The 25,051-nt window shown below is 68.5% G+C and carries 25 protein-coding genes; 16 read left to right on the top strand and 9 right to left on the bottom strand.

The window, feature by feature from the left end; translation table 11 throughout:
* Positions 1-90: 90 nt before the first annotated feature.
* The 5 genes from rpmF (at position 91) to VPH46_RS03240 (ending at position 3,031) form a co-directional block, all read left to right on the top strand.
* Entirely contained in the window at positions 91-270 is a 180-nt protein-coding gene (rpmF, locus tag VPH46_RS03260; RefSeq protein WP_125960169.1) for a 50S ribosomal protein L32, read from the top strand.
* Positions 271-299: 29 nt separating this feature from the next.
* Positions 300-1,331, top strand: coding sequence for a phosphate acyltransferase PlsX (gene plsX, locus VPH46_RS03255; protein WP_132882985.1), 1,032 nt, complete (start codon positions 300-302; stop codon positions 1,329-1,331).
* Positions 1,328-2,299 carry a beta-ketoacyl-ACP synthase III gene (locus tag VPH46_RS03250; RefSeq protein ID WP_416608861.1) on the top strand — a complete coding sequence of 324 codons (972 nt, stop codon included), beginning with the start codon at positions 1,328-1,330 and terminating at the stop codon, positions 2,297-2,299. Before plsX ends, VPH46_RS03250 begins: the two co-directional genes overlap by 4 nt.
* A gap of 100 nt (positions 2,300-2,399) precedes the next feature.
* Entirely contained in the window at positions 2,400-2,699 is a 300-nt protein-coding gene (locus VPH46_RS03245) for an integration host factor subunit alpha (protein WP_125960166.1), read from the top strand.
* Positions 2,700-2,701: 2 nt separating this feature from the next.
* Positions 2,702-3,031: a MerR family transcriptional regulator gene (locus VPH46_RS03240; protein ID WP_416609272.1), complete on the top strand. Its 330-nt coding sequence runs from the start codon at positions 2,702-2,704 to the stop codon at positions 3,029-3,031.
* Positions 3,032-3,034: 3 nt separating this feature from the next.
* Here VPH46_RS03240 and VPH46_RS03235 read toward each other — a convergent pair whose 3' ends face one another.
* Genes VPH46_RS03235 through VPH46_RS03225 form a run of 3 tightly spaced genes read right to left on the bottom strand, consistent with a single transcriptional unit; the run spans position 3,035 to position 7,224 of the window.
* Positions 3,035-3,565 carry a SixA phosphatase family protein gene (locus VPH46_RS03235; RefSeq protein WP_416608858.1) on the bottom strand — a complete coding sequence of 177 codons (531 nt, stop codon included), beginning with the start codon at positions 3,563-3,565 and terminating at the stop codon, positions 3,035-3,037.
* A 22-nt stretch (positions 3,566-3,587) separates the two neighbouring features.
* Positions 3,588-6,284 carry an ATP-dependent DNA helicase gene (locus VPH46_RS03230; RefSeq protein ID WP_416608856.1) on the bottom strand — a complete coding sequence of 899 codons (2,697 nt, stop codon included), beginning with the start codon at positions 6,282-6,284 and terminating at the stop codon, positions 3,588-3,590.
* A 46-nt stretch (positions 6,285-6,330) separates the two neighbouring features.
* Positions 6,331-7,224 carry a bestrophin family protein gene (locus VPH46_RS03225; protein ID WP_239434004.1) on the bottom strand — a complete coding sequence of 298 codons (894 nt, stop codon included), beginning with the start codon at positions 7,222-7,224 and terminating at the stop codon, positions 6,331-6,333.
* A 127-nt stretch (positions 7,225-7,351) separates the two neighbouring features.
* On the opposite strand from VPH46_RS03225, the gene VPH46_RS03220 reads away from it, so the two are divergent.
* A complete protein-coding gene (locus VPH46_RS03220) occupies positions 7,352-8,923 on the top strand; it encodes a lysine--tRNA ligase (RefSeq protein WP_416608853.1) in 1,572 nt (523 codons plus the stop codon).
* 72 nt (positions 8,924-8,995) lie between these two features.
* Positions 8,996-10,234 (top strand): Na+/H+ antiporter NhaA, encoded by a 1,239-nt coding sequence (gene nhaA / locus VPH46_RS03215; protein ID WP_416608851.1) that lies wholly within the window; start codon positions 8,996-8,998, stop codon positions 10,232-10,234.
* A 124-nt stretch (positions 10,235-10,358) separates the two neighbouring features.
* On the opposite strand, the gene VPH46_RS03210 is transcribed toward nhaA, so the two are convergent.
* The 5 genes from VPH46_RS03210 to VPH46_RS03190 form a co-directional block, all read right to left on the bottom strand.
* Positions 10,359-10,634, bottom strand: a complete 276-nt coding sequence (locus VPH46_RS03210) for an acylphosphatase (RefSeq protein WP_416608850.1) — start codon at positions 10,632-10,634, stop codon at positions 10,359-10,361.
* A 406-nt stretch (positions 10,635-11,040) separates the two neighbouring features.
* A complete protein-coding gene (locus VPH46_RS03205) occupies positions 11,041-11,976 on the bottom strand; it encodes an electron transfer flavoprotein subunit alpha/FixB family protein (RefSeq protein WP_416608848.1) in 936 nt (311 codons plus the stop codon).
* Positions 11,973-12,728, bottom strand: coding sequence for an electron transfer flavoprotein subunit beta/FixA family protein (locus VPH46_RS03200; RefSeq protein ID WP_416608846.1), 756 nt, complete (start codon positions 12,726-12,728; stop codon positions 11,973-11,975). The genes VPH46_RS03205 and VPH46_RS03200 overlap by 4 nt, the downstream gene beginning before the upstream one ends.
* Before the next feature lie 405 nt (positions 12,729-13,133).
* A complete protein-coding gene (gene sucC, locus VPH46_RS03195; protein WP_125962514.1) occupies positions 13,134-14,336 on the bottom strand; it encodes an ADP-forming succinate--CoA ligase subunit beta in 1,203 nt (400 codons plus the stop codon).
* Positions 14,337-14,459: 123 nt separating this feature from the next.
* On the bottom strand, positions 14,460-14,771 hold the full coding sequence (locus VPH46_RS03190) for a hypothetical protein (protein WP_416608844.1): 312 nt from the start codon (positions 14,769-14,771) through the stop codon (positions 14,460-14,462).
* Positions 14,772-14,796: 25 nt separating this feature from the next.
* Between VPH46_RS03190 and VPH46_RS03185 the strand changes: the two genes are divergently transcribed.
* Entirely contained in the window at positions 14,797-15,330 is a 534-nt protein-coding gene (locus VPH46_RS03185) for a beta-carotene hydroxylase (protein ID WP_416609270.1), read from the top strand.
* Positions 15,327-15,725 (top strand): hypothetical protein, encoded by a 399-nt coding sequence (locus tag VPH46_RS03180; protein ID WP_132884608.1) that lies wholly within the window; start codon positions 15,327-15,329, stop codon positions 15,723-15,725. The genes VPH46_RS03185 and VPH46_RS03180 overlap by 4 nt, the downstream gene beginning before the upstream one ends.
* Before the next feature lie 160 nt (positions 15,726-15,885).
* Here VPH46_RS03180 and VPH46_RS03175 read toward each other — a convergent pair whose 3' ends face one another.
* Positions 15,886-16,821 (bottom strand): ribose-phosphate pyrophosphokinase, encoded by a 936-nt coding sequence (locus VPH46_RS03175; RefSeq protein ID WP_239434013.1) that lies wholly within the window; start codon positions 16,819-16,821, stop codon positions 15,886-15,888.
* 168 nt (positions 16,822-16,989) lie between these two features.
* Here VPH46_RS03175 and VPH46_RS03170 point away from each other — a divergent pair, with 168 nt between their 5' ends.
* From VPH46_RS03170 to VPH46_RS03140, 7 genes are all read left to right on the top strand, one after another.
* Positions 16,990-19,347, top strand: coding sequence for a hypothetical protein (locus tag VPH46_RS03170; RefSeq protein WP_416608841.1), 2,358 nt, complete (start codon positions 16,990-16,992; stop codon positions 19,345-19,347).
* 155 nt (positions 19,348-19,502) lie between these two features.
* Complete coding sequence (locus VPH46_RS03165; RefSeq protein ID WP_416608839.1) at positions 19,503-20,735, top strand: ATP-binding protein; 1,233 nt, start codon at positions 19,503-19,505, stop codon at positions 20,733-20,735.
* A gap of 68 nt (positions 20,736-20,803) precedes the next feature.
* A complete protein-coding gene (locus VPH46_RS03160; RefSeq protein ID WP_416608837.1) occupies positions 20,804-22,081 on the top strand; it encodes a hypothetical protein in 1,278 nt (425 codons plus the stop codon).
* 239 nt (positions 22,082-22,320) lie between these two features.
* On the top strand, positions 22,321-22,953 hold the full coding sequence (locus VPH46_RS03155; protein WP_416608835.1) for a hypothetical protein: 633 nt from the start codon (positions 22,321-22,323) through the stop codon (positions 22,951-22,953).
* 211 nt (positions 22,954-23,164) lie between these two features.
* Positions 23,165-23,452, top strand: coding sequence for a hypothetical protein (locus VPH46_RS03150; protein ID WP_129342666.1), 288 nt, complete (start codon positions 23,165-23,167; stop codon positions 23,450-23,452).
* Positions 23,453-23,520: 68 nt separating this feature from the next.
* Entirely contained in the window at positions 23,521-24,207 is a 687-nt protein-coding gene (locus tag VPH46_RS03145) for a hypothetical protein (RefSeq protein ID WP_416608832.1), read from the top strand.
* Between the two features lie 87 nt (positions 24,208-24,294).
* A partial coding sequence (locus tag VPH46_RS03140) for a ThuA domain-containing protein (RefSeq protein WP_416608830.1) occupies positions 24,295-25,051 on the top strand: 757 nt, incomplete at its 3' end.

Raw genomic sequence — 25,051 nt, 5'->3', positions numbered from 1 at the left:
GCGAGCGGCCGGTCGCCCGGCACTGCTTGCCCGGTCGAAACTTGGGTATTCACGGCCAACGATCCTTAGATTTCCGGTAAAGGTGCCGACATGGCAGTTCCCAAGAGAAAGACCTCGCCCTCCCGCCGGGGCATGCGGCGCGCGCACGACTCGCTCTCGGTCGAGTCGTTCCAGGAGTGCCCGAACTGCGGCGAGCTGAAGCGCCCGCACAACCTGTGCACGGGTTGCGGTCACTATAACGGCCGCGAGATCATCTCGGTCGAAGGCTGAGCCTGACCGTAAACGGAGGCGCTGGCGTGGTGGCCGAGGACTCGTGGATCGCCGTCGATGCGATGGGCGGTGACGAGGGCCTTGCGGTGATGCTTGCCGGCGTCGCCCAGGCGCGTCGCCGCAATCCGGGCCTGCGGTTCCTGCTGGTGGGCGACGAGACGGCGATTCGCGCCGGTCTCCAGTCGCACCCCAATCTCACCGCTGCGTCGGAGGTGGTCCACGCGCCGGAACTGGTCGGGTCTTCGGACAAGCCGAGCCAGGCGATCCGTCGCGCCCGCACCACGTCGATGGGGATCGCCATCGATCTGGTGAAGAAGGGCCGGGCAGCCGCCGCCGTGTCGTCCGGGAATACCGGCGCGCTGATGGCGATGGCCAAGCTCGCGCTGCGGACCATGCCCGGCATCGATCGTCCGGCGCTGGCAGCGCTGCTGCCGAGCCTGGGCGAGAACGACCTGGTGATGCTGGACCTCGGCGCCAATGCCGAGTGCGATGCGCGCAACCTCGTCCAGTTCGCGGTAATGGGGGCTGCCTATGCCCGCGCCGTGCTGGATCTGGAGAGCCCGCGCGTCGCGCTGCTCAACATCGGCACCGAGGACATGAAGGGCATCGACAGCGTCCGCGATGCGGCCGCGGCGATTCGCGCCTCCACCCACCTGCCCCTCACCTTTACGGGCTACATCGAGGGCGACCGCCTCTCGCGTGGCGAAGTGGATGTGGTGGTGTGCGACGGCTTCTCGGGCAACATCGCGCTCAAGACTGCCGAGGGTACCGCCCGCTTCGTGGCGGACCTGCTCAAGCGTGCTTTCCGCAGTTCGGTACGCTCCAAGGTCGGTTTCCTGATCTCTAAGCCCGCGACCGACCTGCTGCGGCATCACCTCGATCCCAACAATCACAATGGCGCGATCTTCCTGGGCTTGAACGGCCTGGTGGTGAAGAGCCATGGCGGTGCGAACGCCACCGGCGTTTCGAACGCGATCGAGGTCGCGGCCAAGCTGGTGCGCAACAATCTAACCCATCGGATCGCTGAGGACCTGGCAGCGATCGAAGCGAAGGCCGCATGATTCGTCGCTCCGTGATCGCCGGCACCGGCTCTGCCCTTCCCAAGCGCCGCGTCTCCAACGCCGAGCTCGCGGAGCGGGTCGACACCACGGACGAATGGATCGTCGAACGGACTGGTATCCGTTTCCGCCACATCGCCGAGGAAGGCGAGACGACCTCGTCGCTCGCGGTCGAGGCGGCGAGCAAGGCGATCGCGGCAGCCGGTCTCGAGCCGAACGCGATCGACCTGATCGTCCTCGCGACCGCCACGCCCGATCAGACCTTTCCCGCGACCGCGACCACCGTTCAGGCGGCTCTCGGCATCAACGACTGCGTCGCGTTCGACGTCGCGGCGGTGTGCTCCGGCTTCCTCTACGCGATCCAGGTCGCCGACAGCATGATCCGCGCGGGTGCGCATCAGCGCGCGCTGGTGATCGGCGCGGAGACGTTCAGCCGCATCCTCGATTGGGAAGATCGCGCGACCTGCGTGCTGTTCGGCGACGGTGCCGGCGCCGTAGTGCTCGAAGCGCGCGACTCCGAGGATGCGGACGCGCCGGGTATCCTCGCGACCAAGCTCCACGCCGACGGCCGCCACAATGGCCTGCTCTATGTCGATGGAGGACCCTCGACGACGGGTACCGTCGGCAAGCTGCGGATGAAGGGGCGGGAGGTCTTCCGCCACGCGGTGGTCAACCTGGCACAGGTGATGGAGGAGTCGCTCGGAACCGCTGGGCTCACCTCCGCCGATGTGGATTGGGTGGTGCCGCACCAGGCGAACGCCCGCATCCTGGAAGCGACCGCGCGCAAGCTCGGCCTCGCACCGGAAAAGGTCGTCGTCACCGTCGACCAGCACGCCAATACCTCGGCGGCTTCTGTCCCGCTGGCGCTCGATACGGCAGTCCGCGATGGCCGGATCCAGCGCGGCGACCTGATCGTCCTCGAGGCGATGGGCGGCGGCTTCACCTGGGGCGCGGCGGTGGTTCGCTTCTGATCGGCTAGGCTGGCCGGACGCACGGCCGGCAGCCGGTGGTTTGACCAAGGGCAACCTTGTGGTACGCGGCTTGGCGCATTCACTGGGTAGGGGGTTTGCCATGACTGCGGGCGGGACGTTGACACGCGCGGACCTCGCAGAGGCACTGCACAAGGAAGTCGGGCTTTCACGCGCCGATTCAGCCAAGCTGGTGGAGGATATCCTCGGCCACATGTGCGAGGCTCTGCATAAGGGCGAGAACGTCAAGATTTCGGGCTTCGGCAGCTTCGTGCTGCGCGACAAGGGCGAGCGCGTGGGCCGCAATCCCAAGACCGGGGTAGAGGTGCCGATCGCGCCGCGGCGGGTGCTGACCTTCCGTGCCAGCCAGATGATGCGCGACCGCATCGTCGCTGCCAGCTGAGGATTTCAGCCGTGTCCGAGAAATCGGCGACGGCCTTTCGCACGATCGGCGAGGTCGCGGCCGAGCTGGGCCTTCCGCAGCACCGGCTGCGCTATTGGGAAAGCCGCTTCTCCGAGCTGCGACCGGTCACCCGCGCCGGGCAGCGCCGCTACTATCGCCCCGAGGACGTCGCGCTGGTGCGGCGCATCCACCAGTTGCTGAGCGAAGAGGGCTACACGATCCGCGGGGTGCAGAACCTGCTGGCCGCCGAGCGGGGCAAGCCGATAGCGCAGGATCCGCTGCTTCGCATCCGGACGATGCTGGCAGACGCGCTCGCCGCGGACGCCCGCTGAGCGTCAGCCGACGTCGGGGCCAAGGCTCGGATCGACGTCGCGGGGCCGGATGAAGCGCAGGAGCGTCGCGCCGCCGTCGCACGTCTCGCTCCAGTGCGCGCCCACCTCCAGCACCGCCACGCTCGCGGTCGGGAATTTCTCTGCCACGTCCTGCCGCAGTGCGCCGGTCTCGGCGAGCAGCAGCACCAGTTCCTCAAGGCCGGGATTGTGGCCGACCAGCAGCACCTGATTGGCGGCGTCGGGAAGAGCTCGGACCACATCGAGCAGAGTCGCTTCCGACGCCAGATAGAGTCGGCGGTCCCACTCGGGCGCCAGCGTCTCCCCGAGGCCGGACGCGAAATGGTCGAGCGTCTCCTGCACCCGCACCGCGGGCGAAGCGACGACCAGGTCGAAGGCCAGCCCCAGGCTGCGCAGGTGGCGGCCCATGGTCTCGGCGGCGCGGGCGCCCTTCGCATTGAGCGGGCGATCGAAGTCCCGCGCGACAGGATCGTCCCAGCCGGACTTGGCGTGGCGAAGCAGCGTCAGGGTCTTCATGGCATTTCCGTCGGGCGAGGCGTCAGGCGGTCGCCGCCTCATGCCCCAAGGGACGGGCGAGGGAAAGCCGCGATGCACGTTCGACGGCCTCGTCGAGCGTGGTGCGCAACACCGGTGTCCCTTCCGGGAAGGCGGTGAGCAGGCGCGACGGCATCGCGGCGGAGAGGAGCACGAACATGCCGCGATCGTCGGCACGGCGGATCAGCCGGCCGAACGCCTGGGCGAGGCGTGCACGTACGATCCGGTCGTCATAGGCGCTGCCGCCCCCTGCCAGCCGGCGGGCAGCGTGGAGCACGGTCGGCTTGGGCCAGGGCACGCCCTCCATCGCGACCAGCCGCAGCGAGTCGCCGGGCACGTCGACGCCGTCCCGCAGCGCGTCGGTGCCGATCAGCGAGGCGCGGGGATCGTCGCGGAAGATGTCCACCAGCGTCCCCGTGTCGATCGGGTCCACATGCTGGGCGAGCAGCGGCAGGCCTTCGCGCGCCAGCCGGTCAGCGATGCGCGCATGCACGGCCCGCAGGCGGCGGATGGCGGTGAACAGACCGAGGGTGCCGCCGCCGGCCGCCGCGATCAGCCGGGCATAGGCGTTGGCGAGCGCTGGCAGATCGCCACGCTTCACGTCGGTGACGATGACCACCTCCGCCTGGCCGGCATAGTCGAACGGGCTCGCGGCCTCGAACCGGGCCGGCGCCCGCTCCAGATGGGGGGCGCCGGCGCGCGCCTCCGCCACGGACCAGTCGCCACCGGCCTTCAGGGTGGCCGAGGTGACGAGCGCGCCATGGGCCGGCTTCAGCACGGTGTCGGCAAAGGGCCGGCTCGGATCGAGCCAGTGGCGGTGCAGCCCGACGTCGTACTCGCGCCCCTCCACCCGATCGACGGCGAGCCAGTCGACGTAATCGGGATCGTTCGGGCCACCGATTCGCGCGATCAGGGCGAGCCAGGCCCCGACCGTTTCGGCACGCCAGCCGAGCGAGGCGATGGCGCCTTCGATGCGTGCCCGCGCCGGTGCGTCCATCCAGTCCGGAGCTTCCGCCAGCACCGACTCGAGGCGGCGGCCGAGCGCCAGCAGCGGACGCAGCAAGGCTTCCAGCGCCGCACTCGCCGGACCGGCGGCATCGACGAGCCCGGGATCGGGTTCGGCCAGTTCCGTCTCGAGCCCATAGCCCGCCTCGCCCGCATCGGGTGCGCGCGCGTAGACGAGCCCCCGGACCGCGGCGAGCAGCGTCTCGACCGGCCCGAACGGCGCGCCTTCGTTGATGCGGCCGAGCCAGCCGTCGGAAGGCAGCGCCTGCGCGGCGTTGACCGCGGCTGCGATCGCTTCCGCCCCGCCGTCGTCGTAGCTGGCGACGTCGGACAAGCGCGCGGCGAGCCCGCGTCTGCGGCCGCGGGCCTTCGCCTCCGGCCCGAGCACCCAACGGCGCAACTCGATCGCCTCCGCACCGGTCAGCGCTGCCGAGAACATCGCGTCGGCCGCATCGAACAGGTGATGCCCCTCGTCGAAGACGTAGCGCGTGGGCCGAGTCGCCGATTCGCGGCCGCGGGCGGCGTTCACCATCACCAGCGCGTGATTGGCGATCACCAGGTCGGCATCCGCGGACGCACGCGCCGCGCGCTCGATGAAGCACTTCCGGTAATGCGGGCAGCCTGCGTAGATGCACTCGCCGCGGCGGTCGGTGAGCGCGGTCGAACCGTTGCGGCGGAACAGCGTCGGCAGCCACCCGGGCAAGTCGCCGCCAACCATGTCGCCGTCGGCGGTATAGGCGGCCCAGCGCGCGACCAGCTGCGCCAGGATCGCCGCGCGCCCGGCGAAACCGCCCTGCAGCGCATCCTCCAGGTTGAGCAGGCAGACGTAGTTCTCGCGTCCCTTGCGGGTGACGATCCGCCGCTTGCGCTCCTCCTCGTCGGGGAACAGTCGCTCCCCTTCGCGTGCGAGCTGGCGCTGGAGCGCTTTGGTATAGGTCGATACCCAGACGGCGCCGCCAGCCCGTTCGGACCAGAGCGACGCGGGCGCCAGATAGCCCAGCGTCTTGCCGATGCCGGTGCCCGCCTCCGCCAGCACCAGATTGGGCGAGTCGCGCACCACGCGCGGGGCAAAGGCATCGGCGGCGGCGGCAGCATAGGTGCGCTGGCCGTGCCGCCGTTCGGCCCCGGCACCGGTGAGGGCATCGAGCCGCGCGACCACGTCGGCGCCGTCCACGGCGATGGTGCGTGGGGCGGGGCGGGGCGCGCGCTCCTCCCACTCCGGAAGCTTGGAAAAGAGCCAGCGCTCGGCGCGCTCCGGCTTCGCCAGCCGCTGGGTGACGGCAGGTGCCCAGGTCCAGCGCAGCCGGAACAGGGACTGGGCAGCGTGCCAGGCCCCCTCGCGTTCCGGCCACTCGCCTTCCAGGAGGGCCAGGAGCGCGGCGGCGGCATCGCGCAGAAAGGGGGCGACTGCCGCATCACTCTCGGGCGTGGGCAGACCCGTCACGGCGGCGAGTCCCTTGGGCGTGGGGACCATGAAGCGCGCCGGGCGCAGGAAGGCGAAGAGCTCCAGAAGGTCGAGGCCCGACAATTCCGCATAGCCGAGCCGCTGCGCCACCAGCGGCGCGTTCAGCACCAGCGTCGGCGTGTCGGCGGCGAGCCGGATCGCCTCGCCCCGGCTGATCCCGCGCACCTCCCCGTCGGGCGTGGCGACCCAGATGCCGCCGTGGCTTGCGTGCAGCGCGGGATAGGGGAGCATGGCTTCTTCTATAGACGCCTCGCCGGTGAACGGAAGCGGAACGGCGTCACCACAGCACGCCCTTTTCGGGCTGCAGCGGCGGCGGTGCCGCATCGCCGATCGCCTGAAGGAGGTCGATCTCGATCGTGCGGCACATGGCCGTCATGGGCACGTCGTGGATGGTGTCGGCAAAGGGATCGACCAGGTCGTCGCCGATGTGCAGCACCGTCAGGAACATCAGGCCGGCCAGGCTGGAGCCGATCGGGGTCGCCCAGCCGAGCGACTCGACCAGTCCGATCGGCAGCAGGATGCAGAACAGCCGCGCGAACAGCGTCGGGAGGAAGCGGTACTGGTTGGGCAGCGGCGTGTTCTTGATCCGCTCCATGCCCCCCTGGGCATTGGCGATGTCGACCAGGATGCTTTCGAGCTGGGTCTGCTGGATGGTGTCGATCCAGCCCTCGCGCATCGCCCGTGCGATGCGGCGGCCCGTGCCGTCGAGCAGGCCATTGGCCACGTTGGTGCGGCTGAGCGGATCGGCGGCCTCGGCCGGCGACAGGAAGCGCAGCACCTCCGGCGCAGGATCCTGGCGCCGGAGCTGGCAACGCAGGCCGTGCACATAGGCGATGTGCCGCAGCACGATGCTGCGCTTCAGCTCCCGCGCGGGCCCGATGTCGTCGATCGGCAGGAACGCCATGGAGCCGCGCGCAAGGCTGCGTGAGGCGTTGATCATCGCGCCCCACAGCACCCGGCCTTCCCACCAGCGCTGGTAGGCGGAATTGACGCGAAAGCCGAGGAACAGCGCCAGGGCGGTGCCGAACAGGGTGAGCGGCAGTGCCGGCGCGCGGAACGGCGAGATGAAATAGAAGACGGTCACCGCCACGTCCCACAGGAACAGGATGAAAAGCGGCTGCCACACGTCCAGGAGGATGTTGCGGAATCGAGGAGTTGCACTGACGATCACGAGACTTCGGTACCTTGGTGAAAGCGTGAACGGAGGAGACGCCTGGAACGCGGACTTTGTTGCAGTGCGAAAGCACGCCGCGCAATCCGGCTTGGCCAAGCCGTCGCCGAGGCGTTACAGGGCCGGGATGATCGATCCCGCGCTCCGTACCGCCGCCCTCGTGTCCAAGGCCTGGCCCTATGAGGAGGCGCGCAAGCTCCTCAAGCGCTATCCCGATGGCAAGCCCGGCGGCGCGCCGGTGGTGTTCGAAACCGGCTATGGTCCGTCGGGCCTGCCGCACATCGGCACGTTCAACGAAGTGCTGCGCACCACCATGGTGCGCCAGGCCTTTGCCGAGCTGTCGGACACGCCCAGCCGGCTGATCGCGTTCAGCGACGACATGGACGGCCTGCGCAAGGTGCCCGACAACGTGCCCAACCGCGAGATGCTGGCCGAGCACCTGGGCAAGCCGCTGACGCAGGTGCCCGATCCGTTCGGCTGCCACGAGAGCTTCGCGCACCACAACAATGCGCTGCTGCGCGAATTTCTCGACCGCTTCGGCTTCGACTATGAGTTCGCGTCGTCGACGGAATATTACACCTCCGGCCGCTTCGACGAGGCGCTGCGCGGCGTGCTGCGCCATTACCAGGGCATCATGGACGTGATGCTGCCGACGCTGCGCAAGGAGCGTCAGGCGACCTATTCGCCGGTACTGCCGGTCAGCCCCAAGTCGGGCGTGGTGCTGCAGGTGCCGGTCGAGGTGGTGGATGCCGAGGCCGGGCTGATCGCGTTCGACGACGAGGGCGAGCGCATCGTCCAGTCGGCGCTGGGCGGCCTGTCGAAGCTCCAGTGGAAGGTCGACTGGGCGATGCGCTGGGTCGCCTTGGGCGTCGATTACGAGATGGCGGGCAAGGACCTGATCGACTCGGTCGTCCAGTCCTCCAAGATCGCGCGCGTACTCGGCGGCCGGCCGCCGGAAGGCTTCAACTACGAGATGTTCCTGGACGAGAAGGGGGAGAAGATCTCCAAGTCCAAGGGCAATGGCCTGAGCCTCGAGCAGTGGCTGACCTATGGCCCGGAAGAGAGCCTCGCCTTCTACGCCTATCGCGAGCCCAAGAAGGCCAAGCAGCTGCACCTGGGGGTGATCCCGCGGGCGATCGACGAATATTGGCAGTTCCGGGGCAACTACCCGAGCCAGCCGGTCGAGCAGCAGCTGGGCAACCCCGTGCACCACATCCATGGCGGCCCGCCGCCGGAAGAGACGCTGCCGGTCACCTTCGGCCTCTTGCTGAACCTCGTCGGCGTGATGGGCGAAGCGACCAAGGAGCAGGTTTGGGGCTATCTGGCGAATTATGTCGCCGATGCCTCGCCCGAGGCGTACCCGGCGCTGGACCGGCTGATCGACCGTGCGCTCGCCTATGTCCGCGACGTCGCCGACAAGCCCGAGCGGCGGGCTCCGGCGGGCGTCGAGGTGGCGGCACTCCAGCGGCTGGACGCGGAACTGGCGGCGATGCCGGCGGACGCGAGCGCCGAGACGATCCAGGACGCGGTCTATGAGATCGGCAAGACCGGCGGCTTCGAGTCGCTGCGCGACTGGTTCAAGGCGCTGTACGAGACGCTGCTTGGCACCAGCCAGGGGCCGCGCATGGGCAGCTTCATCGCGCTCTACGGCATCGACAACAGCCGCAAGCTGATCGCGGAGGCGCTCGCCCGCGCGTGACCGGAGCGGGCGCGCGGTTTGCCCCTGGGCGCTTGCGACGGTAGTCCGGCAGGAACGCCAGCAGGAGCCATGATGCCAGACACGCCCCATTCGCCCCGTTCCGCGCTTCGCGAGTTCCTGAAAAGCGAGGCGGCCGGCGGCGTGCTGCTGATCGCCGCGGCCGCGCTGGCGATGGTGGTGGCGAATCTGCCGGGCCTGTCGGAGCCCTATTTCCACCTGCTTCACTGGACCACCGGCCCGGTGCTCAGCTCCAAATATGGGCCGATGACGGTCCATCTGTGGATCAACGACGGGCTGATGGCGATCTTCTTCCTGCTCGTGGGGCTGGAGATCAAGCGCGAGTTCGTGGACGGGCGGCTCGCCACCTGGGAGCACCGGCGGCTGCCGGTGGTCGCGGCGGCGGCCGGCATGGTGGTGCCGGCGCTGGTGTACCTGGCGGTGACCGGCGGCCGGCCCGAGCTGCAGGGCGGCTGGGCGGTGCCGGCGGCGACGGACATCGCCTTTGCGATCGGCGTGCTGGCGCTGCTCGGGTCGCGGGCACCGGCCTCGCTCAAGCTGTTCCTGACCACGGTCGCCATCGTCGACGACATGGGGGCGGTGGCGATCATCGCGCTCGCCTATACCGATGGCATCGCCAGCCTGGCGCTGGCCGCGGCCGGGCTGGTGCTGGCGGCGATGTATGTGCTCAACCAATCCAAGGTGCGGTCGCTCACTCCCTATCTCCTGCTCGGGCTGGCGCTCTGGTACTTCGTCTTCCTGTCGGGCGTGCATGCGACCATCGCCGGGGTCGCGACCGCGCTGATGATCCCGGTGAAGCCCACCCCGGCCGCGCCCGAGGCGGTCGACTCGCCGCTCCACCGGCTGGAGCATGCGCTGCATCCCTGGGTCGCCTATGCGATCGTCCCCCTGTTCGGCTTCGCCAATGCCGGCGTGTCGCTCGCCGGGACCTCGGCCGGCGTGCTGCTCGACCCGCTGCCGCTGGGCGTCGCGCTGGGCCTGTTGCTGGGCAAGCAGATCGGCATCTTCGGAAGCATCTGGATCGCCAACCGCACCGGCTTTGCGCCGCGGCCGGGCGGCGCCAGCTGGGTGCAGATCTGGGGCCTGTCGCTGCTGGCGGGCATCGGCTTCACCATGAGCCTGTTCATCGGCGGCCTCGCATTTCCGAACGACCCGCTGCTGGTGGACGAGGTCAAGATCGGCGTGCTCGCGGGATCGGTGCTGTCGGCTTTAGCCGGCTATGCGGTGCTGCGGCTGGCGCCGCGCAAGCCTCTCCGGGTCGTACCGCAACCGTCCCAGCATGTGAAAGGTTAGGCGAAAGTTAGTCCAAGACGCGCCGTCACACGGCTGGCGGTGGAGGCGGGATGCCGAAGCGGAAGGGTGCGTGGTCCATGGCCGCACCGAAGCAGCTTGGCGGCGTGTAGGACAGCCGGGCCGATCAGACGGTGGGGCGCTTGGCGAAATCCGGATGAACCGCCGCCGGCGCCTCAGTGACCGTGGCCGCGATTACGCGTGCGGCGGGCGGGCCGCGATGGGCGCGGGCGACCAGTGCGTCCACCTGCTCGGCCGGGCCCGCGACCACCGCCTCGACGCTGCCGTCCGCGCGGTTGCGCACCCAGCCGGTGATGCCGAGCGCCTGAGCCTGCTCGATCATCCACGCGCGGTAGGACACGCCCTGAACGCGTCCGGTGATCGAGAGATGGCGGTGGATCATGGCAGGTATCCGGTGCGTGAGGGTGGCCGGAGACTAGGGCAGGGGGTTTTCCGGCTGAAGGGGTTTCGGCGGGTAATGGCTTAGAGGCGGGAGGCGATCGCGGGGGTCGTGTGCTGGTACCCTGGGCTCCCGCCCGCGTGCTCCCGCGCAGGCGGGAGCCCAGGAGTCGTGGGCGCTGCGCCGTCGTGTTCCCGACGAGCAGGCGGACGCCCTCCACCACGGGTACCCCGGCGGAGGCCGGGGTCCAGTTGGGGTGTGGCGGATGGGGCGCGCTATCGTGGCGGCACCGTAGCTGGGCCCCGGCCTTCGCCGGGGTACGGTGGTAGGGTGTGGGGCGGGCGTCCCGCGTCTGCCGGCCTGCGTCCCGCGTAAAAGGAAGGGGCGGGATTGCTCCCGCCCCTGTGGCTTAGAGCTTTTCGGTGAGTTCGGGGACGATCTGGAAGAGATCGCCGACCAGGCCGACGTCGGCGACCTGGAAGATCGGGGCGTCCTCGTCCTTGTTGATGGCGATGATGGTCTTCGAATCCTTCATGCCGGCCAGGTGCTGGATCGCGCCCGAGATGCCGACCGCGACGTACACGTCCGGGGCGACGATCTTGCCGGTCTGGCCGACCTGATAGTCGTTGGGCGCGAAGCCCGCGTCGACGGCCGCGCGGCTGGCGCCGATCGCAGCGCCGAGCTTGTCGGCGAGCGGCTCGATCAGGGCGTGGAACTGCTCCTCGGAGCCGAGCGCCCGCCCGCCGGAGACGATCACCGCGGCGCTGGTGAGCTCGGGACGGGCCGACTCCTGGGTCTCGGCACCGACAAAGCGGGACTTGCCCTGGTCGCCCGGCGCGGTGACGAGTTCGACCGGGGCGTTGCCGCCTTCGGCCGCCGCTTTCTCGAAGCCGGTCGCGCGCACGGTGATGACCTTCTTGGCGTCGCTCGACTGGACGGTCGCAACGGCATTGCCGGCGTAGATCGGGCGGGTGAAGGTGTCGGCGCTCTCGACCGCGACGATGTCGCTCACCTGCATGACGTCGAGCAGCGCTGCGACGCGCGGGGCGACGTTCTTGCCGATCGAGGTGGCGTTGGCGAGGAAGGCGTCATGGTCGGCCATCAGCGGCACCACCAGGGCTGCGACATTCTCGGCCAGCATGTTGGCGTATGCCGGGTCGTTCGCCAGCAGCACCTTCGACACGCCTGCGACCTTTGCGACGGCGTCGGCTGCCTGCGCGGCGGCATCGCCGTGGCCGGCGACCAGCGCGACCACGTCGCCGAGCTTTGCGGCAGCGGTGAGGGTGGCGAGCGTCGCGTCCTTCACGCGGCCGTCGAGCTGTTCGACCAGTACCAGCACGCTCATGCGATCACTCCCAGGCTCTTGATCTTGTCGACCAGCGCGTCGACGTCGTCGACCTTGATGCCGGCGGCGCGCTTGGCGGGTTCCTCCACCTTGAGGATCGTGATCCGGGGGGTGAGGTCGACGCCGTAATCGGCCGGCGTCTTCTGCGCCAAGGGCTTCGACTTGGCCTTCATGATGTTGGGCAGCGAGGCATAGCGCGGCTCGTTCAGGCGCAGGTCGGTGGTGACGATCGCGGGCAGCGGCAGTGCCACCGTCTCCAGACCGCCGTCGACTTCCCGGGTGACGTTGGCGGTGTCGCCTTCGACCTCGACCTCGACCTTGGACGCGAACGTGCCCTGGCCCCAGCCGAGCAGCGCGGCCAGCATCTGGCCGGTCTGGTTGTTGTCGTCGTCGATCGCCTGCTTGCCCAGGATCACGAGCTGCGGCTGTTCTTCCTCGACCACCTTGGCGAGGAGCTTGGCGACGCCCAGCGGCTCGGGACGCACGTCCGAGGTGATCAGGATCGCGCGGTCGGCACCCATGGCGAGCGCGGTGCGCAGCGTGTCCTGTGCCTTGGGCTCGCCGATCGAGACGACCACGACCTCGGTGGCGACGCCCTTTTCCTTCAGGCGGATGGCTTCCTCGACGGCGATCTCGTCGAACGGGTTCATGCTCATCTTGACGTTGGCGAGGTCCACGCCCGACCCGTCCGCCTTCACCCGCGGCTTCACATTATAGTCAAGCACCCGCTTGACCGGCACCAACAGCTTCATGTGTTTCTCTCCGTGAACGGAAATGCCGGGGACCCTATAGCAAGGGGCCCGCCGCGGCCATGGTTCGAGGCGGTGCCCCGGTCCTTGGCCGGGGCGGGCCCCGAGAATTGGTCGAGCTTTTGGGACGGGTGCGAAACGCACGCGCCTTCCGCGAAATCCTCCGTATCCCTGCGAAGGCAGGGATCCAGGGTCCGGCAGAGCAACCGCTGGGGGCTCTTGGAACCGTGGGCTCCTGCCTGCGCAGGAGCACGGAAGGTGGGCGTGGCGCCCTTTTTGCAGCCGCTTTCCCAACTGGGCCCCGGCCTTCGCCGGGGTACTAGGTCTGTCCTAGGACGGCCGGCTGCTTCCGCTCAGCTCAGTCCCGAACCAAACGCCCCCGCCGCGTGGGCGGGGGCGCCTAGTGGATCAGGCGGCGACCTTCTTCACCTCTGCCACGATCTTCTTGGCGGCGTCGCCCAGGTCGTTGGCGGGGACGATGGCGAGGCCGGAGTTGGCGAGGATTTCCTTGCCCTTCTCGACGTTGGTGCCTTCGAGGCGGACGACGAGCGGAACCTGCAGGTTCACTTCCTTCGCCGCGGCGACGATGCCGTCCGCGATGATGTCGCAGCGCATGATGCCGCCGAAGATGTTGACCAGGATGCCCTTCACCGACGGATCGGACAGGATGATCTTGAACGCGGCCGTCACCTTCTCCTTGTTGGCGCCGCCGCCGACGTCGAGGAAGTTTGCAGGGAACATGCCGTTGAGCTTGATGATGTCCATCGTGGCCATCGCCAGGCCGGCGCCGTTCACCATGCAGCCGATGTCGCCGTCGAGCTTGATGTAGGCGAGGTCGTACTTCGACGCCTCGAGCTCCATCGGATCCTCTTCGGTCTCGTCGCGCAGCTCGGCGATGTCCTTGTGGCGGAACATCGCGTTCGAATCGAAGCCCACCTTAGCGTCGAGCACCAGGATGTTGCCCTGCTCGGTGAGTGCCAGCGGGTTGATCTCGATCTGCGAGGCGTCGGTGGTCTCGAACGCCTTGTAGAGTGCGGCTGCGACCTTGGCGGCCTGCTTGGCCTGGTCGCCGCTCAGCTCGAGTGCGGCTGCGACCGAACGGCCGTGGTGCGGCATGAAGCCGGTCGCCGGATCGACGTCAAAGGTGTGGATCTTCTCGGGGGTCGAGTGGGCGACCTCCTCGATGTCCATGCCGCCCTCGGTCGAGACGACGAAGGCGATGCGGCCGGTCGCGCGATCGACGAGCAGCGCCAGGTAGAATTCCTTGGCGATGTCGGCACCGTCGGTGATGTACAGGCGGTTGACCTGCTTGCCGGCGTCGCCGGTCTGGATCGTCACCAGCGTGTTGCCGAGCATGTCGGCCGCATGCGCGCGGACTTCGTCCAGGCTGAAGGCGAGGCGGACGCCGCCCTTCGCATCAGGGCCGAGTTCCTTGAACTTGCCCTTGCCGCGGCCACCGGCGTGGATCTGCGACTTGACGACATAGAGCGGCCCGGGGAGGCGGCCTGCGGCCTCGACGGCCTCGTCCACGGTGAAGGCGGCATAGCCGGCGGCGATCGGCGCGCCGAACTTCGCGAGGAGTTCCTTGGCCTGATATTCGTGAATGTTCATGGAGAAGTTCCTGCCTCGCTTGGTTCGAGAAACGGAAAAATTCCGCCAGCCTTAAGCACAGCGCGTGCGGTAAATCCACCCCTGAACGCCGTTGATGCGATTGCGAAGCGGTCGCAATAAAGATCAGCCCGCCAGGCCCGTCGCACAGAGCGCGGCGGAACTGGTTGTGACGCCCAGGATTTCCGGATCACCTAGGGCGCGAACCTCGCGCAGGAAGTCCGGCAGCGACCGGGCGTCGCGGGCGTGCGGCAGGTCGCCGAGGCGGCGGAGCTGGGCGAGGCTGAGGCGATCGACCATGCGCTCGGCCATGCAGGCGGAGACGCGCGGCGACAGGCCGGCACGTTCGAGGCCGGTGCGCACCCGCGCTTCCGGCAGGGCGCAGCCGGCGAGCGCCGCCGAGGCGGCGACCAGCGTCGATCCAAGTCTCGCACTCATCATGGTGCATCGCTATATCGCGGCCATGCACTGGGCAATCGGCATCGCGCTGTTCATCGGCACCGTGGCTGGCATGGAGCTGTTCGCCTATGCCGCGCACCGCTGGCTGATGCACGGGCCAGGCTGGTTCCTGCATGCGAGCCACCACCGCCCGCGCACCGGCGCGTTCGAGTGGAACGACCTTTATGCCGCGATCTTCGCGGTGCCGTCGTTCGTGCTGATCCTAGGCGGGGTGCAGCTGGGCTGGTGGCCGGGCTGGGCGTGGATCGGCGCGGGCATCGCCGCCTATGGCGCGATCTATTTCGGCTTTCACGACGTGATCGTGCACAAGCGGGTACCGCACCGCTATCTGCCGCGTTCGGCCTATATGAAGCGGATCATGCAGGCGCATCGGCTCCACCATGCGGTGGGGACCAAGGAGGGCACGGTGAGCTTCGGCTTCTTGTGGGCACCCAGGCCGGAGGCGCTGAAGGCGGAGCTGCGCCGGCGCGGCAATGCGGGCGCGCGCCAGCCGGGCGATCCGCGCGACGCGCCGCTGACCGAGGATACGCCCGCATGAGCATGGCCGACCGGCTCGGCCGCTTTGCGATGCTGGTGCTGAGCGGGCTTTCGACGCTGGCGCTGATCGGGGCGCTGGCGACGCTGTCGCGCGGGCCGACCTTGCCGCCGGGGTCCCTCGTGAGCCGGCCGGTGCCGCCCGACGGCATCCCGCCGGTCGATCCGCGGCAGGACAGCTTCGCCGGCGTGGAGCCGACGCCGATGGGCAAGGTGACGCCGGACGTCGCGCAGGCGATCGCACAGCGCGAGTCGGCGGCGGCCGACAGCCGCATCGCCGACTCGCTGGAAACGCTGGCCTATGCGGTGCTGGCGCTGGCGGGCTTTGCCGCGGCGGGGCTGCTGGTGCTGCTGCGGATCACGACGCTGATGGCGCGGATCGCCGAGCGGGAGCGGTAGCCGGCCGAGTGCACTTTCTGGCGGTACCCCGGCGAAGGCCGGGGCCCAGTCGGGAAGGTGGAAGCGAGGGAGCGAAACCCAACAGCCGCGTCGCAACTGGGCCCCGGCCTCCGCCGGGGTACAGGAAGCGTGAACAGGGTTCGCGTCCGAACTCGCCCGATCAGTTGAACAGGCTGGAGACCGAGGCTTCCTCGGCGATGCGGCGGATCGCTTCGGCGATCAGCGGGGCGATCGTCATGTGGCGGATCTTGGCGGCCCCGGCGATCACGTCGTGGTTGCCGATCGAGTCGGTGATGACGAGTTCGGTGAGCGCCGAGTTCTCGACGCGCGAGACGGCGCCGCCCGACAGCACGCCATGGGTGCAATAGGCGACCACGCCCTCGGCCCCCGCGGCCTTCAGCGCGCCGGCGGCGTTGCACAGCGTGCCGGCCGAGTCGACGATGTCGTCCACCAGCACGCAGAAGCGGCCGCGTACGTCGCCGATGATGTTCATGACTTCCGACTCGCCCGGCTTCTCGCGGCGCTTGTCGACGATCGCGAGGGGGGCGTTGCCCAGCCGCTTGGCGAGCGCGCGGGCGCGCACCACGCCGCCGACGTCGGGGGAGACGACCATCAGGTTGTGCTCGCCATAGCGGGTGGCGACGTCCGCGGACATGACGGGGGCGGCGAAGAGATTGTCGGTCGGGATGTCGAAGAAGCCCTGGATCTGCCCGGCGTGGAGATCGACCGAGAGGACGCGGTCGGCACCCGCCACCGTTACCAGGTTCGCGACCAGCTTGGCCGAGATCGGCGTGCGCGGGCCGGGCTTCCGGTCCTGGCGCGCATAGCCGAAATAGGGGAGCACCGCCGTGATCCGCCGTGCCGACGCGCGGCGCAGCGCGTCGATCATGATCAGCAGTTCCATGAGGTTGTCGTTGGCGGGGTAGGAGGTCGACTGGAGGACGAACACGTCCTCGCCGCGGACATTCTCCAGCACCTCGACGAAGATCTCCTCGTCGGCGAAGCGGCGGACGCTCGCGCGGGTGAGGGGGATCTCCAGATAGCCTGCGATCGCCTGCGCGAGAGGAAGATTGGAGTTGCCCGCGAGGAGTTTCATGTCCGACTTTCGTTGCCCACCGATGCGGCCGTCCTTAGGCACCGTGACGGTTTAGTGAAAGAGGGATGCGGGCGCGAGGGGACCAATCTGGTGCCAGCCGTGCCCTAAAATCGACACCGGGCGGCGGCACGGCAGCGGTGCCGAGGATCATCGGGAGTGGCGTTGCGCATGAGATTCCAGCGGTTCGGAGCGTTTCTGGCGGCGGCGGCGATGGTGCTGCCGGCCGCGGTGCAGGCGGAGAGCCAGCAGTTCGACCTGCCCGGCCCGGCGCTTCGCATGTCGGTGACCCGCGGCGGCGCGACCCTGCCGATCGCCAAGGTGCCGAGCATCGCCGCGGGCGACCGCATCAAGATCGCCGCCGAGCTGCCCGAGAGCCAGGGCGTGCGCTACCTGCTGGTCGCGGCGTTCCTGCGCGGCGCCACCAACCCGCCGCCCAAGCGCTGGTTCTTCAAGGCGGAAAGCTGGGAGCGCAAGAAGGGCAGCCTGGACCTGGAGGTGCCCAAGGGCGCCGAGCAGCTGGTGCTGTTCGTGGTGCCGGAGACGGGCGGCGGCTTCGACGCGGTGGTGGACACGGTGCAGCGCCAGCCCGGCGCCTTCGTGCGCGCCTCGATCGAGCTTTCCCAGGCCTCGCGCGATCGGGCGCGGCTGGACCTGTTCCTGGACGGCATCCAGGATGCCGAGCGCACCCGCCCGGCCGAAATCCCGGCGCGTACCGAGCAGCTGACCCGCGCGCTTTCCATCAAGGTGCGCGACGAGTGCCTGCAGCAGCCGATCGAGCAGCGCGCCGCCTGCATGGGGCAGAGCGAGAACACGCTGCTGCTGACCGACGGCACCCGCACTTCGCTGGCCGAGACGCTGGTGGGGGCGCCGACGGACCTCGCGCTCCAGATCGCCGCCACGCCCGAGGGCGGATATGGCTATTACAGCCCGTATATCGGCGTGGTGCGCGACGTGGCGCGGCTGTTCGGCGCGTTCCAGACGACGCGCTTCACCTATATCCCGGCGCTGGCGCAGCTCGACGGCGAACGCGCGAGCTTGCTGCTCAACACGGCGCCCTCGTTCGCGAGCCCCAAGTCGGTGATGGTCGTCGGCCTGCCGCCGGTGCGGCCGGTCGATCCGCCGCTGCTGCGTGCCGGCGCAGACCAGGTGCTGTGCGCGCCGCCGGGCGAGCTGGTGCTGCCGGTAACGGGCGCGCCGCTGGTCTATGCGACCGACTATGCCCACGCCATGGCGCTCAGGGTGAAGGGCCCCAACGGCGCCACCGTCGACCTGCCGGCGCGCGCGGACGCGCTGCGCGGCGGCTATGTCGTCGCGGCGCACCTGCTGGCGGGGCAGAAGGAGCCGGTGGAGGCGCAACTGCACGGCAATTGGGGCTTTGCCCCGCTCGACGGGCCGAGCTTCCGCCTGCAACCACCCCGGGGCGGCTGGCGGATCGCGGGCGAAGGCGCGGGCGTGGTCGTCGGCCGCGACAATGCGCTGACGCTGGAGGGCGGTGCCGCCGCCTGCGTCTCCCGCCTCTCCCTGCGTGATGCGTCGGGGGCGGTGCAGGAGGTGGCGTGGAAGGCCGCGGGCGACGGCAGCATCGCCGCCACCCTGCCGCTCGCCAAGGCCAGGCCCGGCAAGATGACGCTGCTGGTCGAGCAGCAGGGCGTCGCCCAGCCGGAGAGCATCGCGATCGCGGCGCTGGCCGAGGCGAGCCGGATCGACCGCCTGCGCTTCCACGCCGGCGATGCCGAGGCGACGCTCTATGGCGCGCGGCTGGAGAAGGTCACGCGCCTGACCATCGGCGACGCGGTGTTCGAGCCCGCCGACCTGGGGCGCGAGGGCAAGGCCGACCGGCTGGTGCTGCGCGGGGCCGCGCCGGTTGCGGCGCCGGCCGCGGGCCAGCCGTTCCAGGCAAAGGCGGTACTGGCCGACGGGCGCAGCCTGTCGATCGACGGCACGGTGGAGGCGCAGCGGCCGATGGCGGCGGTGGTGAGCCGCACCGTCGCGCGCGGCGGCGGAGCCGAGGGCATGGCGATCCGGATCGAGGGCGACACGGTGATCCCCAACGACGCGCGGCTGACCTTTGCGCTGAAGGGGCAGGGCTCGACCCGCTTTGCCGGCACCGAGCGGGTGGAGGTCGCGACCGAGGACGGCCGCGCGACCACGCTTCTGCCCGTGAAGCTCCAGGACGCGACGATCGCGATCGCGAGCATCGCCCCGGCCGAGGCGCTGGGCGGCTCCGCCTATGGCCCGCTGCGCTATCGCGTAGTGCAGGGCGAGGCGGCCGGCCCCTGGGCGCCGCTCGGCACGCTGGTGCGGCTGCCGCGGATCGCGGGCGTGGCCTGCGCCGACGGGCAGGAGCGCTGCACGCTCACCGGCAGCGACCTGTTCCTGCTGGACGCCGTGGCGAGCGACCGCGGCTTTGCCCAGCCGGTGCGCGTGCCGGAAGGGTTTACGGGCACGAGCCTGGCGGTGCCCAAGGGCACGCCGCTGTACCTGCGGTTGCGCGATGACCGCGCGGCGGTGGGGAGTGTGGGGTGAGGGGGCGGACTTAAGGGTGAAAACGGCGGCTATGCGCCCAGAGGTCGCCGTTCGGGTCGATTCGGCGCGATCCCGAACTCGTCAGTCACTATCTGGCGTCGATCAGCGCTCAGGGAGATATTGATTACCGGTGACGCTTTTCTACTCTCGCCAGCATGACGGACGAATCCACACCCACGGCAAAGCTCCTCAAGGTAGCGCGTGCCGACGACCAAAGCGGGCAGATCCACGGCCGGCAGGTTGATGGCCGCTATCTGTGGTTCACCGTCACCACTGGCGAGATGCCCGACAAGGGTGACATCATCCTGTTGTACGATAATCGGTGGGAGCGCGCGCCGCAGGATCTGTGGCCGGTGCACAACCGCGGCATCGCAATCGTCCGCCACATCACGGATGACGGCAACGTGGTCATCGAAGAGGGCGTCGCGCTACGCCAGGTCGGCAACCCTCGTGACCTACCAGTTTCCGCTGGGAACACAGTGGAATTGGACGATGACGGTGTCGTAGCCATTATCTCCGAAACGCCAATCCGCAGCCAACATTTCGACCGTGAGCCAGCCGATATCCAGAAGGAGTTCCAAGTCTCGACCGCCAGCAATGGACCGGGTTTCGCCGACTTCGGTGGCTACCCGGAGGTCGTCGAGCGTGCTCGCAAGCTGATCGACACACAGATGCTACGCCAGGACGAGCTTAGGGCAATTGGCGCTCGGCCGGTGAAAGGCGTATTGTTCACTGGACCGCCGGGCACGGGGAAGACTCATCTCGCGCGCATCATCGCGCAGGAGTCGGGCGCCGATTTCTATCTCGTCAGCGGACCGACCGTCGTCAGCAAATGGGTCGGCGATAGCGAAGAAACTCTCCGCCGTATCTTTGAGGCGGCTGCAGCAAGCGCCGGTGGCCGCGCTATAATCTTCTTCGACGAGATCGACAGCATCGCCGAACGCCGCTCGGGGGATACGCATGAGGCGTCCCGCCGGCTCGTCGCGCAACTACTGACCTTGATGGATGGCTTCGGACAGGACGGCGTGAACGTCGTCGTGATCGCGGCCACCAATCGCGCCGATGCGCTCGATCCGGCGCTTACGCGGCCTGGGCGATTTGACTGGGAGATCGAATTTGGCATGCCGACCCTTGATGACCGCTACCGCATCCTCCAGGTCGGGACGCGTCAGCTGCGGACATTCGGCGAAATCCCGCTTGAGGATCTCGCGCAGCTGACTGACGGCTGGTCCGCCGCGCAGCTATCGTCGATATGGACCGAGGCCGCGCTCCTCGCAGCGGCGGAAGGGCGCAACAGCATTACTGAGGAGGACGCAGCGCAGGCCTACGAACGCGCCGCGGCGCGTCCACGGCGCCAGGAGATAGTGGAGGCGGCATGGGTCTCATAAGCTGGGTACGAGGTCGCATCCCTTGGCTGCGCCGTAGGTCGGCCGCACCCTCGCCTGGCGCGCGTCCGTTGCGTGAGTTCGTCTATCTGGACGAGGTCAGTCTGCGCAGTCTTCTATCATCGCAGACGGGCGAGGTTACCGACACCCGATCCGAGCAGCATGTTGAAGGCTCCCAGATCAACACCGAGAACGCGGTCGGCTTCAAGGCGCCAGGGTTCAGCAAGGCCGATTTTGGGTCGCGGTACCAGACCTCGAATAGCAGCACCCTGCAGACCTCACGCAAAGCGACTGTGCAGTCCTGGTTCGGTGAGCTTCACCGAATCGATGGGCTGCGCCTGGTAGAGCCGGGGCACGAACGCGCTGCCGCCGCCGACGAAGCAGAGCTTCTCGCGATCAAGGACAAGTCGACCCTGGTCGCGGCGGGCGACCTCCAGCGGGGCGCGCTGGTGGAGTTCCGGGTCCGCCTACGTGCCGATCCGATATTCCACCTCGGAACGATGATGACCGAGTTTGCGGGCATTGCGGACGAAACGCCTGAGATGTTCGGGGAGAGCGGGGCGTTGCGGCAGCTTGCCGCGTTCATGCCGATCAACCGGATGCTGCAGCGTTTCCTTGCCGGCCTCATACCGATCCGCTGCGAAGCTCTCGAGCATATCGTGGCTGAAATTGGTGGTGTCGAATATATAGTTCGTAAGGACAGCGTCGCAGGGCTGGCACTCGCGGGCCGTCCGTTGGAGATCGTCGGCGTCACCGAGCACCTCGCCTATTGGAAAGATCTGCGCCGCGTCCTGTTCTCCGATGCCGAATTCACCATCCTCGGACGCGTCGCCCGAACCGGCCTTCAGGACACCTGGACCGCGATCAAGCTAGGCGATCTATTCAGGGTCGTTGCACCTGATTTTGACGAGCAGATCGCGACCGCAAGCAAGATACCCTTTGGCAGATCTGGCGGCGGAACGAGCGTGAACGTGAACGAACTAGCCCTGCGCCACGCGCTCAATGTGTACCGCGATCTTTTGCTCGCGAAGAGCGGCTCCACCCTCAGCGTCGATCAAGGTGATCGTCTCGCAATGGAGATCGAAAGGTTGTTGCCGCGGGCGTCTTCGGCGACTGGCCAACGCAGCGCTTTTCAGGTTGTTCACGACACCCTGGCCGCCGATACAGCGAGCATGATCGATGCGGGGGAGGACAGTTTGATGCGCCAGCAGGCCCGCAACGAGAGCGGTCTGTCGCTGTTCCCCGCGCTATCGAATGCAACCGTCACCATCGGCGGTAATGAAGCGGTAGAAGAGCAGGCGACCCCCGCGCGGTTGCTCGATGTCGAGGTAGTGGCGATTTATTGGTAACGCGGCGAGGTTTAGTCTGAACCGGTCGCCTGCAGCAACTGACGATTTTGTTTGCTCTGCGCCGGCGAACTTCAGGATGGAAGGCAGCTTACCCCAAGTTATGCCTGCCCTGAACGAGCCGATCCGACACCCTCTGCCGCCTTTTAAGCGTTCAGCTTTGCTTCAACGCCGGTAGAGAACGGCACTGGGTGCCGGTGCGATGGGTCGCTGCCGGCGGAACGGGTTGGAGAAGGACGCGCATGGGATCGCCACGACGACCGATCGATGTTGCCGGCCGGGGCCGGGCGGGCCTGCGGACGGGGCTTGCTGCGCTTGGGGCTGCGGTGGGGCTGCTCGCCGGGGTGCCGGCGGTCGCGGGCGACTATGCGACGCGCGAGGTGGGGGCCTGGACGGTGGCGGCGAGCCGGGACGGCAAGGGCTGCTTCCTGACGCGCGAATATGATCGCGCGGGGCGGACGACGCTGCTGCTGGGGCTGGAGGTCGACGGCACCAACCACCTGACGGTGCTCAACGCCAACTGGTCGATCAAGCCGAAGGACCGGCTGGAACTCACCTTCCGCCTCGCCAAGGCGAGCTTCCCCAAGCATTTCGCGGTGGGCATGGCCTCTGGCGGGAAACAGGGGTTCGTCACCGACTTCGGCGCGAAGTTCCCGGCGCACTTCGCCGCTTCCCCCACGCTGCAGATCTTTCGCGGGAACGTGCCCGTCGAGCGGCTGAGCCTGGACGGAAGCGGGGCGGCGGTCGCCGAACTGCGCCGTTGCGTCGAGGGCCAGCGCGGCAAGCCCGCGGGGGGTGCGCGCGAAAAGGAAGCGCCGAACGGGATCCCGATCGATCCCTTCTCGGCAGGAGCCGGACGCAAGGGTAAAAACTAGCCGCGATCTCGCTCGTGATGTGCAGAGATGAACATTCGTTCAGCTAGATGAATATCAGTTCAGGTGGATGAATAGATGTTCAGGAAAGTGTTGAAACCGTGCAACACTGTCGGTTGATCTGACGCAATGCACATCCGAACCCAATCGGGATTGTTGAACTTTCCTCCGTCAGCTTGGTTGTTCCGGCAGATCAACGAGTGAAAGAACTACGATGTCATTCAATGCCTCTAAATTCGCACCTGCCCTGATCGTCCTGGTGGCTGGTGTGGGGCTGAGCGGCTGTGCGACCAAGTCGTACGTCCGCGAGCAGATCGCGCCGGTGAGCCAGCGGGTCGACACGCTGGAGGCGCGACTGCAGGAGACCGACGGCACCGCCAAGGCGGCGCTGGCCGAGGCGCAGGCGAACGGCCAGCGGATCGACCAGATCAACGGCCGCGTGGATGGCGTGGAGCAGCGGCTCCAGGCGCAGGAGGCTCGGCCGAAGCGCCCGCGCCACTGATCGACCTACCCGTCCGCAACATCCGGTCGTCCCTTACGGGACGGCCGGATTTCGAGTATCTGCATTTGATGACCTTTTTTCTCCGGGTGCTGGCCGGCATCGCACTGGCCGCTCCCGCCGCAGCGGTTGCGCAATCCCAGGAAGCACCGGCTCTGGAAGCCCCCAGCTTCGAGCCCGAGGCCGGGACGGTTCGTTCCGCCGACGCCAGCCGCGTCGCCGATTGGGTGACGGCATCGGGCGACAACCACGGGCTCCCCTTTGCGATCATCGACAAGCCCAATGCCACGATGCTGCTGTTCGATGCGAAGGGCGAGCAGCTGGCGCAGGAGCCGGTGCTGATCGGCATCGCCCTGGGCGACGATGCCACTGCGGGCGTCGGCAGCAAGAAGCTGGCGGAGATCGGCCCTGCCGAGAAGACCACGCCGGCCGGGCGCTTCCTGGCGAAGTTCGGCATCCCGTTCCGCAAGGAGCGGATCCTGTGGGTGGACTATGCGACCTCGGTGGCGATCCACACGATCCCGGCGGATGCGGCCAAGAAGGAGCGCCGCCGCGAGCGGATGCTGTCGCCGACGGCGGAGGACAATCGCGTCACCTTCGGCTGTATCAACGTGCCCCGGGCGTTCTACGGCAAGCTCCTGCGGCCGCAGTTCGCGAAGAAGGGCGGCTATGTCTATGTTCTGCCCGACAGCAAGCCGCTGGAAGAGGTGTTCCCGCGGCTGCGCGTGCACGAGCTGCGGACCGCGGCGGTTCGCTAGCGCTTCCTGCTGAGCCCCCCTGCGACGAAGGTCGCCCTCGCGCCGGGGCGCGGGTTCGCTACAAGGGGGCGACAGGGGGAGAAGGCGATGAAGGCGATCCTGCGGCTGTTGGCGGTGCTGGCCTGGGGGCTGGTGCCGGGCGCGGCGTGGGCCGAGGACCAGTTCAAGCTGCTCGTGATCGCGACGCCCAGCACCTATCACTATGAATATATCCCGGTCGCGCGCGAGAGCCTGGAAAAGCTGGCGCGGCTGCATTCGATCGGGCTGACCTGGACGAGCGACCCGGCGGTGTTCGACGGCGACCTCAGTTCCTATGCGGCGGTGCTGTTCCTGAACACGCCGGCCGAGCAGCTGAGTGCCACGCAGCGCCAGCGGTTCGAGGCCTATATGCGCGGCGGCGGCAACGCGATGGTGGTGCACCGGGCCGCGATCGTGCCGGCAGGGGCGTGGCCCTGGTACGAGCGGCTGGTCGGCCGGTCCTTCGTCAACCATCCCAAGGTGCAGACGGGCGTCGTCACCGTCGCCGACAAGGGCTTTCCCGCGAGCTTCGGACTGCCGGAGCGGTGGATCTGGAGCGACGAGTTCTACGTGACCGAGAACCCGCACCGGGTGGCGGTGAACCCCGTGCTGGAGGTGGACGAGGCGAGCTATGACCCGACGCGGATCTGGCCGGGCCAGGTCGGACGGCGGATGGGTGCGCACCACCTGGAGGCCTGGCACCACCGGCACGAACAGGGGCGCGTGTTCGTGACGCTGCTGGGGCACCAGGCGGAGATGTACCGGGACGAGCGGTATCTGCAGCACCTGCTGGGGGGTATCTATTGGACGGCGACGGGGCTGGGGC

The sequence above is a fragment of the Sphingomonas sp. MJ1 (PH-R8) genome (assembly GCF_048058635.1).
Taxonomy (GTDB): Bacteria; Pseudomonadota; Alphaproteobacteria; order Sphingomonadales; family Sphingomonadaceae; genus Sphingomonas.
The sequence above is the reverse complement of the archived record's forward strand: the minus strand, read 5'-3'. Positions and strand labels throughout refer to the sequence as shown.

Bases quoted from the DNA above. Each gene is read 5' to 3' on its own strand.
- rpmF (WP_125960169.1), top strand. From the start codon at position 91: ATGGCAGTTCCCAAGAGAAAGACCTCGCCCTCCCGCCGGGGCATGCGG.
- VPH46_RS03250 (WP_416608861.1), top strand. From the start codon at position 1,328: ATGATTCGTCGCTCCGTGATCGCCGGCACCGGCTCTGCCCTTCCCAAG.
- VPH46_RS03245 (WP_125960166.1), top strand. From the start codon at position 2,400: ATGACTGCGGGCGGGACGTTGACACGCGCGGACCTCGCAGAGGCACTG.
- VPH46_RS03235 (WP_416608858.1), bottom strand. From the start codon at position 3,565: ATGAAGACCCTGACGCTGCTTCGCCACGCCAAGTCCGGCTGGGACGAT.
- VPH46_RS03230 (WP_416608856.1), bottom strand. From the start codon at position 6,284: ATGCTCCCCTATCCCGCGCTGCACGCAAGCCACGGCGGCATCTGGGTC.
- VPH46_RS03220 (WP_416608853.1), top strand. From the start codon at position 7,352: ATGATCGATCCCGCGCTCCGTACCGCCGCCCTCGTGTCCAAGGCCTGG.
- nhaA (WP_416608851.1), top strand. From the start codon at position 8,996: ATGCCAGACACGCCCCATTCGCCCCGTTCCGCGCTTCGCGAGTTCCTG.
- VPH46_RS03210 (WP_416608850.1), bottom strand. From the start codon at position 10,634: ATGATCCACCGCCATCTCTCGATCACCGGACGCGTTCAGGGCGTGTCC.
- VPH46_RS03205 (WP_416608848.1), bottom strand. From the start codon at position 11,976: ATGAGCGTGCTGGTACTGGTCGAACAGCTCGACGGCCGCGTGAAGGAC.
- VPH46_RS03200 (WP_416608846.1), bottom strand. From the start codon at position 12,728: ATGAAGCTGTTGGTGCCGGTCAAGCGGGTGCTTGACTATAATGTGAAG.
- sucC (WP_125962514.1), bottom strand. From the start codon at position 14,336: ATGAACATTCACGAATATCAGGCCAAGGAACTCCTCGCGAAGTTCGGC.
- VPH46_RS03190 (WP_416608844.1), bottom strand. From the start codon at position 14,771: ATGAGTGCGAGACTTGGATCGACGCTGGTCGCCGCCTCGGCGGCGCTC.
- VPH46_RS03185 (WP_416609270.1), top strand. From the start codon at position 14,797: ATGCACTGGGCAATCGGCATCGCGCTGTTCATCGGCACCGTGGCTGGC.
- VPH46_RS03180 (WP_132884608.1), top strand. From the start codon at position 15,327: ATGAGCATGGCCGACCGGCTCGGCCGCTTTGCGATGCTGGTGCTGAGC.
- VPH46_RS03175 (WP_239434013.1), bottom strand. From the start codon at position 16,821: ATGAAACTCCTCGCGGGCAACTCCAATCTTCCTCTCGCGCAGGCGATC.
- VPH46_RS03170 (WP_416608841.1), top strand. From the start codon at position 16,990: ATGAGATTCCAGCGGTTCGGAGCGTTTCTGGCGGCGGCGGCGATGGTG.
- VPH46_RS03165 (WP_416608839.1), top strand. From the start codon at position 19,503: ATGACGGACGAATCCACACCCACGGCAAAGCTCCTCAAGGTAGCGCGT.
- VPH46_RS03155 (WP_416608835.1), top strand. From the start codon at position 22,321: ATGGGATCGCCACGACGACCGATCGATGTTGCCGGCCGGGGCCGGGCG.
- VPH46_RS03150 (WP_129342666.1), top strand. From the start codon at position 23,165: ATGTCATTCAATGCCTCTAAATTCGCACCTGCCCTGATCGTCCTGGTG.
- VPH46_RS03145 (WP_416608832.1), top strand. From the start codon at position 23,521: ATGACCTTTTTTCTCCGGGTGCTGGCCGGCATCGCACTGGCCGCTCCC.